This is a genomic window from Pseudomonas sp. 18.1.10 (assembly GCF_024655625.1).
In the GTDB taxonomy this organism is placed as follows: Bacteria; Pseudomonadota; Gammaproteobacteria; order Pseudomonadales; family Pseudomonadaceae; genus Aquipseudomonas.
This window is the reverse complement of record NZ_JANLGL010000236.1, coordinates 1-7922: the sequence shown is the minus strand read 5'-3', so window position 1 is coordinate 7922 and position 7922 is coordinate 1. Positions and strand designations below refer to the sequence as shown.

9 protein-coding genes are annotated in these 7922 nt (G+C 60.6%); 7 read left to right on the top strand and 2 right to left on the bottom strand.

Annotated elements, in window-relative coordinates:
- Positions 1 to 151 precede the first annotated feature (151 nt).
- Genes NUV89_RS25550 through NUV89_RS25540 form a run of 3 tightly spaced genes read left to right on the top strand, consistent with a single transcriptional unit; the run spans position 152 to position 2721 of the window.
- Positions 152 to 1498, top strand: a complete 1347-nt coding sequence (locus NUV89_RS25550; protein WP_257783501.1) for a nucleobase:cation symporter-2 family protein — start codon at positions 152 to 154, stop codon at positions 1496 to 1498.
- 45 nt (positions 1499 to 1543) lie between these two features.
- On the top strand, positions 1544 to 1939 hold the full coding sequence (locus tag NUV89_RS25545; RefSeq protein WP_257783500.1) for a hypothetical protein: 396 nt from the start codon (positions 1544 to 1546) through the stop codon (positions 1937 to 1939).
- Positions 1936 to 2721, top strand: a complete 786-nt coding sequence (locus NUV89_RS25540; protein WP_124529478.1) for an outer membrane protein OmpK — start codon at positions 1936 to 1938, stop codon at positions 2719 to 2721. Before NUV89_RS25545 ends, NUV89_RS25540 begins: the two co-directional genes overlap by 4 nt.
- A 124-nt stretch (positions 2722 to 2845) precedes the next feature.
- Here the strand turns inward: NUV89_RS25540 and NUV89_RS25535 are convergent, their stop codons facing one another.
- Both NUV89_RS25535 and NUV89_RS25530 read right to left on the bottom strand, forming a co-directional pair.
- A complete protein-coding gene (locus tag NUV89_RS25535) occupies positions 2846 to 3994 on the bottom strand; it encodes a patatin-like phospholipase family protein (RefSeq protein ID WP_257783499.1) in 1149 nt (382 codons plus the stop codon).
- 30 nt (positions 3995 to 4024) lie between these two features.
- Positions 4025 to 4960 carry a lipid A biosynthesis lauroyl acyltransferase gene (locus tag NUV89_RS25530; RefSeq protein WP_207047171.1) on the bottom strand — a complete coding sequence of 312 codons (936 nt, stop codon included), beginning with the start codon at positions 4958 to 4960 and terminating at the stop codon, positions 4025 to 4027.
- A 119-nt stretch (positions 4961 to 5079) separates the two neighbouring features.
- Here NUV89_RS25530 and minC point away from each other — a divergent pair, with 119 nt between their 5' ends.
- The 4 genes from minC to NUV89_RS25510 all read left to right on the top strand — a co-directional run bounded on the left by minC (position 5080) and on the right by NUV89_RS25510 (position 7820).
- Positions 5080 to 5817 carry a septum site-determining protein MinC gene (gene minC, locus NUV89_RS25525; RefSeq protein ID WP_257783498.1) on the top strand — a complete coding sequence of 246 codons (738 nt, stop codon included), beginning with the start codon at positions 5080 to 5082 and terminating at the stop codon, positions 5815 to 5817.
- Positions 5818 to 6017: 200 nt separating this feature from the next.
- Complete coding sequence (minD, locus tag NUV89_RS25520; RefSeq protein WP_017737535.1) at positions 6018 to 6830, top strand: septum site-determining protein MinD; 813 nt, start codon at positions 6018 to 6020, stop codon at positions 6828 to 6830.
- A 3-nt stretch (positions 6831 to 6833) separates the two neighbouring features.
- Positions 6834 to 7088 (top strand): cell division topological specificity factor MinE, encoded by a 255-nt coding sequence (gene minE / locus NUV89_RS25515; RefSeq protein WP_003175252.1) that lies wholly within the window; start codon positions 6834 to 6836, stop codon positions 7086 to 7088.
- Between the two features lie 96 nt (positions 7089 to 7184).
- Positions 7185 to 7820 (top strand): RluA family pseudouridine synthase, encoded by a 636-nt coding sequence (locus NUV89_RS25510; protein ID WP_005789965.1) that lies wholly within the window; start codon positions 7185 to 7187, stop codon positions 7818 to 7820.
- The last annotated feature ends 102 nt before the right edge of the window (positions 7821 to 7922 follow it).

Genomic DNA, 7922 nt, shown 5'->3' with positions numbered 1-7922 from the left:
GGCGGTGTGTCATTCAACCAAGCATTGACTGAACTACCGCATTCGCGAGCAAGCCCGCTCCCACAGGGGATTGGCAGTGTTTGAAAGATCACGTTCCAAATGGCAATTGAATGCCAAACAACACAACAATAAAAAAGATCCGAGGTGTTGCATGACCGAGTTAGCCGAACCGCAGATTCCTGCCGCACCCGCCATGGTGCGGCTGCCCCTCTTGCAACTGATTCTGGTAGGCCTGCAACACGTCTTGCTGATGTACGGCGGCGCCGTCGCCGTGCCCCTGATTATTGGCCAGGCCGCAGGCCTGAGCCGTGAAGAAATCGCCTTTCTGATTAACGCCGACCTGCTGGTGGCCGGTATCGCCACCATGGTGCAGTCGTTCGGCATCGGCCCGGTGGGCATTCGCATGCCAGTGATGATGGGCGCCAGTTTCGCCGCCGTCGGCAGCATGGTGGCCATGGCCGGCATGCCCGGGATCGGCTTGCAGGGGATCTTCGGCGCCACCATCGCCGCCGGGTTCTTTGGCATGGTCATCGCGCCGTTCATGTCCAAGGTCGTGCGCTTCTTCCCGCCCCTGGTCACCGGCACCGTGATTACGGCCATCGGCCTGTCACTGTTTCCAGTGGCCGTGAACTGGGCGGGCGGCGGCAGCGCGGCGGCCACCTTCGGCTCGCCGATCTACCTGGCGATTGCCGCGCTGGTCCTGGGCACCATCCTGCTGATAAACCGTTTCATGCGCGGCTTCTGGGTGAACATCTCGGTGCTGATCGGCATGGGCCTGGGCTACGTGCTGTGCGGTCTGCTCGGCATGGTCGACCTCAGCGGCCTGGCCCAGGCGCCGTGGGTGCAGGTGGTGACACCGTTGCACTTCGGCATGCCCAAGTTCGAGTTGGCGCCGATCCTGTCGATGTGCCTGGTGGTGGTGATTATCTTTGTCGAGTCCACCGGGATGTTTCTCGCGCTGGGCAAGATCACCGGCCAGGATGTCACTCCAAAAATGCTGCGCCGTGGCCTGCTGTGTGATGCCGGCGCATCGTTTGTCGCCGGGTTCTTCAACACCTTCACCCACTCGTCCTTCGCGCAGAACATCGGCCTGGTGCAGATGACCGGCGTGCGCTGCCGTTCGGTGACGATCATGGCTGGCGCGTTCCTGATCGTGTTGAGCCTGCTGCCCAAGGCCGCATACCTGGTGGCGTCGATTCCGCCGGCAGTGCTCGGCGGCGCGGCGATTGCCATGTTCGGCATGGTGGCGGCGACCGGGATCAAGATCCTCCAGGAAGCCGACATCGCCGACCGCCGCAACCAGTTGCTGGTGGCGGTGAGTATCGGCATGGGCCTGATCCCGGTGGTACGCCCGGAGTTCTTCGCGCAACTGCCGCTGTGGATGAGCCCGATTACCCACAGTGGCATTGCCATGGCCACCCTCAGCGCGTTGTCGCTGAATGTGCTGTTCAACATCCTCGGCGGCGCGGAACGCCCGCAAGTTGCCCACTCGCATTGATTCCTTCGTTAATTACAAAAACAAAAACAGACAGGGAACACCGACATGCACGCCATTCACCCGGGGCCGGCCACAAGCCGTGCCCCATTCTCGCCCCACGCGCTCTTTAACAGCGCACTTGAGCCAAGGCTTTGGAGCCAGTATTCTCCGCGCCCGCTCGAATCGACTCAAAAAAAAACAGCGAATGTAAAAGCTGACTGCAAGGCCAACTTATCCCGGCCTAATGTCTGCTGCCAAAGTGCGCAAACGTCCCTTGAATTCGACTGCATCCCATGCAGCCGACGGGGATTTTTTGGCTTTTTAAACACCTTGGCGCAGCTCTTGCTAAAAGCATTAAAGCTGACCGAACAGACGATTTTTGCAGCGAACCAAAAGGCGCCACACCAGAGCGCCTGCGTAGAAGAAAAACCACAAAACTTTAACTCGGGAGCAACCGAATGAAACCTATGTTCAAAGGCCTGATGCTGGCGGGATCCCTGCTGGCCGGTGGCCAAGCCGTGGCCGGTGACCTGCTGCAGTGGCAAAACAACAGCCTGACTTACTTGTGGGGCAAGAACTTCACCGTCAACCCACAGATCCAGCAAACCGTCACGTTCGAACATGCTGATGCCTGGAAGTACGGCGACAACTTCCTGTTTGTCGACCGCATCTTTTACAACGGCAAGGAAGATGGCAACGTCGGCCCAAGTACTTACTACGGCGAAATCAGTCCACGTTTGTCGTTCGGCAAGATCTTTAACCAAGACCTGTCCTTTGGCCCGATCAAGGACGTGCTGCTGGCCTTCACTTACGAGTTCGGCGAAGGCGACAACGAGTCGTACCTGTTCGGCCCTGGCTTTGACCTGAACGTGCCGGGCTTCGACTACTTCCAACTGAACTTCTACCAGCGCCAGACCGAAGGCAATCGCCCGGGCGATGGCGTCTGGCAGATCACCCCGGTATGGGCCTACACCCTGCCAGTGGGCAACTCCGACATCCTGATCGATGGCTTTATGGATTGGGTGGTGGACAACGACAAGAACGCCCGTGGCACTTACCACGCCAACCTGCACTTCAACCCGCAGGTCAAATATGACCTGGGCAAGGCGATGAACTGGGGCGCGAAGCAGTTGTATGTCGGTTTTGAATACGACTACTGGAAGAACAAGTACGGGATCGAAGATTCCGGTGCGTTCAAGACCAACCAGGACACGGCGAGCTTCCTGGTCAAGTACCACTTCTAACGGGCGGCGCCAGTCTCCTGTGGGAGCTGGCTTGTGTGGGAGCGGGCTTGCTCGCGAATGCGGTAGGTCAGTCGAAATACCTGTGACTGACACACCGTATTCGCGAGCAAGCCCGCTCCCACATTCAGACTGTGGGCAACCCCAAGAACCGGGTGATTTCATCGCGCTTGGCCAACGCATCCCGCCGCCCCAGCTCGATCAACTCGCTGCAATACCCCGCCTCGAACAGCAAGTAACTCAACACCCCCGCCCCGCTCGTCTTGGTCGCCCCCGGCCCGCGCAAGAACAGGCGCAACGCCGCCGGCAATTCCTGGCGATGCCGTGCCGCGATCTCATCGATGGGCTGGCTCGGCGCAATCACCAGCACTTCCACCGGCGCCAGGCCACGGGCCGCGCTGTCGGCCGGTTGGAAATGGCTGAACTGGTTGAGGCGCTCCAGCAGTTCGATATCACTTTCCAGGCTGTCAATAAACGTGCTGTTGAGCATATGCCCGCCGATCTGCGCCAGCGTCGGCTCCTGGCCGGTGAACGTGCGCTGCACAGCCGGCTCATTGCCACGTGGGTTGCCGCTGACGCCCACCACCAGCACCCGACTGGCGCCCAGGTGCAGGGCCGGGCTGATGGGCGCGGATTGGCGTACGGCGCCGTCGCCGAAGTATTCCTGGTCGAGTTTCACCGGGGCAAACAGCAACGGGATGGCCGAACTGGCGAGCAGGTGCTCAACCGACAATTGCGTGGGCACGCCGATACGCCGATGGCGCAACCAGGCGTCGATGGTGCCGCCGCCCTGATAGAAGGTCACTGCCTGCCCGGACTCATAACCGAACGCCGTCACCGCAACCGCATGCAGGTGCTTGTTGCGGATGGCCTCGTCGATACCGGCCAGGTGCAGCTTGTCCTTGAGCAACGCCTTCAGCGGCGTGCTGTTGAGCAGCGCCACCGGCACCTGCGAACCCAGCCCCAGCAAGCTGTGAATAAAGAAACGACCCGCCTGGCGAATCACCCCCGGCCAGTCACTGCGTAGCACCAAGTGGCTGCGAAAGCCCTGCCAGAAGGCCGTCAGGCGTTGGATCGCCGCGGTGAAATCCGTAGCCCCACTGGCCAGGCTGACGGCATTGATCGCGCCGGCCGAGGTGCCGACAATCACCGGAAACGGGTTGGGCGCCCCCGGTGGCAACAGCTCGGCAATCGCCGCCAACACCCCCACCTGATACGCCGCTCGCGCCCCACCGCCGGAAAGAATCAAGCCTGTAACCGGTTCAGCTGGGCGCATCGCGTCACTCCATGTGGGGAAAGGTCGGTCTTATTTTCGGCGTTTTTCGTACAACTTGGGCTCGCCCGGTGGCCGGCTCTTGAAGCGGCGATGGGTCCACAGGTACTGCTCGGGGCATTGGCGCACCGAGGCTTCGACCCACTGGTTGATGCGCAGGCAATCCGCTTCATCGCTTTCGCCCGGGAAGTCGGTCAACGGCGGATGGATCACCAGCCGGTAACCACTGCCGTCCGCCAGGCGCTCCTGGGTGAACGGCACCACCAACGCCTTGCCCAGCTTGGCGAACTTGCTGGTGGCCGGCACCGTGGCGGCCTGGATGCCGAACAGCGGCACAAAGATGCTTTGCTTGGCGCCGTAGTCCTGGTCCGGCGCGTACCAGATCGCCCGACCGGCACGCAGCAGCTTGAGCATGCCGCGCACGTCTTCGCGCTCGATGGCCAGGGAGTCGAGGTTGTGGCGCTCACGGCCACGGCGCTGGATAAAGTCGAACAACGGGTTGCCGTGTTCGCGGTACATGCCATCGATGGTGTGCTTCTGCCCAAGCAACGCCGCACCGATTTCCAGGGTAGTGAAATGCAGTGCCATGAGGATCACGCCCTTGCCATCCAGCTGGGCCTGCTTGAGGTGTTCCAGCCCTTCGACATGGGCCAGGCGCGCCAGGCGCTGGCGCGACCACCACCAGCTCATGGCCATCTCAAAGAAGGCAATGCCGGTGGAGGCAAAGTTTTCTTTAAGCAAATGTTTACGCTCTTTCGCGGATTTTTCCGGGAAACACAGTTCCAGGTTTCGCGCGGCGATGCGGCGGCGTTCACCGGCCACACGGTACATCCCCGCACCCAGCAGGCGACCAATGGTCAACAGCGCACGGTACGGCAACTGGGTGACCAGCCACAGCAGGCCGAGCCCCAGCCATAACAGCCAGAAACGCGGGTGAAAAAATACAGCTCGAAAACGCGGGCGATCCATTACAGATTCCGGTAAAGACAGGGCCGCGCATTCTACAACGGTTCGACTCGGCTTGCGGCCAGTGGATGTTCTCGTTATAAGTCTCGACACTTTTCGTGACAAGCCGCTTTATGCCGACCATGAGCCAAACCGAACCGCTAGACCAAGATCCCGTGTTCCAGCTGAAAGGCAGCATGCTCGCCATCACCGTGCTGGAACTGGCCCGCAACGACCCCGACGCCCTGGACCGCCAACTGGCCGCCAAGGTCGCCCTGGCGCCGAACTTTTTCAACAATGCCCCGCTGGTACTGGCCCTGGATAAACTCCCCGCTGGCCAGGGCCTGATCGACCTGCCCGGCCTGATGCGCGTGTGCCGCTCCCATGGCCTGCGCACCCTGGCGATTCGTGCCAGCCGTATCGAAGACATTGCCGCGGCCATCGCCATTGAACTGCCAGTACTGCCGCCATCCGGCGCGCGCGAGCGTCCCATCGAACCATTGGTCGCTGAAGAGAAGAAAAAACCGGAAAAACCGCCGGCTCCGACGATCAAGCCTACAAAGATCATCACCTCGCCCGTACGCGGCGGGCAGCAGATTTACGCGGAGGGCAGCGACCTTGTAGTGATCTCCTCGGTCAGTCCCGGGGCGGAACTTCTCGCCGATGGCAACATCCATGTATACGGCCCGATGCGTGGCCGTGCCCTGGCCGGCATCAAGGGTGATACCAAGGCGCGGATTTTTTGCCAGCAATTGACCGCTGAGCTAGTGTCCATCGCAGGCCGGTACAAGGTTTCCGAAGATTTGCGCCGTGATCCGCTCTGGGGGGCGGGGGTGCAGGTCAGCCTGTCGGGCGATGTGTTGAACATCATCCGTCTTTAACGGATACTGCCGCATTTTCCAAGCATCTCTAGACTCTGATAGCACAGCGAAACTGGCATTACTTGTGTAGGAACATTTGAAGGTTGGCGTTTTTCCTGCGCAAACCCGTCTTTTCCCTACAAAGGCTGTCCGCCTGCGGCGAGTATCAAGAGATGTTTTTCAGGGACTGAAAAGTCCTTTTTCCTTAGGGGTGAAACACCTTGGCCAAGATTCTCGTGGTTACATCCGGCAAGGGTGGTGTGGGTAAGACCACCACCAGCGCCGCTATCGGTACCGGCCTCGCTCTGCGCGGCCACAAGACAGTCATCGTCGACTTCGACGTCGGTTTGCGTAACCTCGACCTGATTATGGGCTGCGAACGCCGCGTGGTGTACGACTTCGTCAACGTGGTCAACGGCGAAGCCAACCTGCAGCAAGCCCTTATCAAGGACAAGCGCCTTGAGAACCTGTACGTACTGGCCGCCAGCCAGACCCGCGACAAAGATGCGTTGACCAAGGAAGGCGTAGGCAAAGTCCTCGCTGAACTGAAGGAAACCTTCGAATACGTGGTGTGCGACTCCCCGGCCGGCATCGAGACCGGTGCTCACCTGGCGATGTACTTCGCCGATGAAGCCATCGTCGTGACCAACCCGGAAGTGTCCTCGGTACGTGACTCGGACCGCATGCTCGGCCTGCTGGCCAGCAAGTCCCAGCGCGCCGAAAAGGGTGAAGACCCGATCAAGGAACACCTGCTGCTGACCCGTTACAACCCTGAGCGCGTCAGCAATGGCGAAATGCTCGGTGTGGAAGACGTGAAGGACATCCTCGCAGTGACCCTGCTGGGCGTGATCCCGGAATCCCAGGCCGTGCTGAAGGCATCCAACCAGGGCGTGCCGGTGATTCTCGATGACCAGAGCGACGCCGGCCAGGCGTACAGCGATGCAGTTGATCGCTTGCTCGGCAAGACCGTGGAACATCGCTTCCTCGATGTAAAGAAGAAGGGATTCTTCGAGCGTATCTTTGGAGGCAACTAAACAATGAAATTTCTCGACTTCTTTCGCGCCAACAAAAAGCCAAGTACCGCGTCGGTAGCGAAAGAGCGTCTACAGATCATCGTGGCGCACGAACGCGGCCAACGCAGTACGCCGGACTACCTGCCAGCCTTGCAGAAGGAACTGGTCGAGGTGATCCGCAAGTACGTCAATATCGGCAACGATGACGTGCATGTCGCCCTGGAAAACGACGGCAGCTGCTCGATTCTGGAACTCAATATCACCCTGCCTGATCGTTAAGCGAACAGGCGGTCGCCACGGCGGCTCACGCACCTTGATCCCTTTGCGGGAAACGGGTGGGCGAGCCGCCGTTGGCGTTTGTTACGAGGCTGTTTAATGCCGCTGTCCAATATCCATATCCTCCATCAGGACGACGCTGTCCTGGTGGTGAACAAGCCGACCCTGCTGCTCTCGGTGCCTGGCCGCGCCGACGACAACAAGGACTGCCTGATCACCCGCCTGCAGGAAAACGGCTACCCGGAAGCCCGCATCGTCCATCGCCTGGACTGGGAAACCTCGGGGATCATCCTGCTGGCCCGCGATGCCGACACGCACCGCGAACTGTCCCGCCAGTTTCACGACCGTGAAACCGAAAAAGCCTACACCGCCCTGGCCTGGGGCCAACCGGAACTGGACAGCGGCAGCATCGACCTGCCCCTGCGCTACGACCCGCCGACCAAGCCGCGCCATGTGGTGGACCACGAGTTCGGCAAACACGCGCTGACCTTCTGGAAAGTGCTGGAACGCTGTGGCGACTGGTGCCGTGTGGAGCTGACGCCGATTACCGGGCGTTCGCACCAGTTGCGCGTGCATATGCTTTCTATCGGCCACCCGCTGCTGGGTGATGGCCTGTACGCCCACGAACAAGCCCTGGCCGCCTGGCCGCGCCTGTGCCTGCACGCGAGCATGCTCAGCTTCACCCATCCGCAAAGCGGCGAGCGCCTGCGCTTCGAGTGCCCGGCACCCTTCTAAAGCTGCAAATGCAGTCAATGTGGGAGCGAGCTTGTGTGGGAGCGGGCTTGCTCGCGAAGGCGGTCTGTCAGTACCAAAAATGTTGACTGACACACCGCCCTG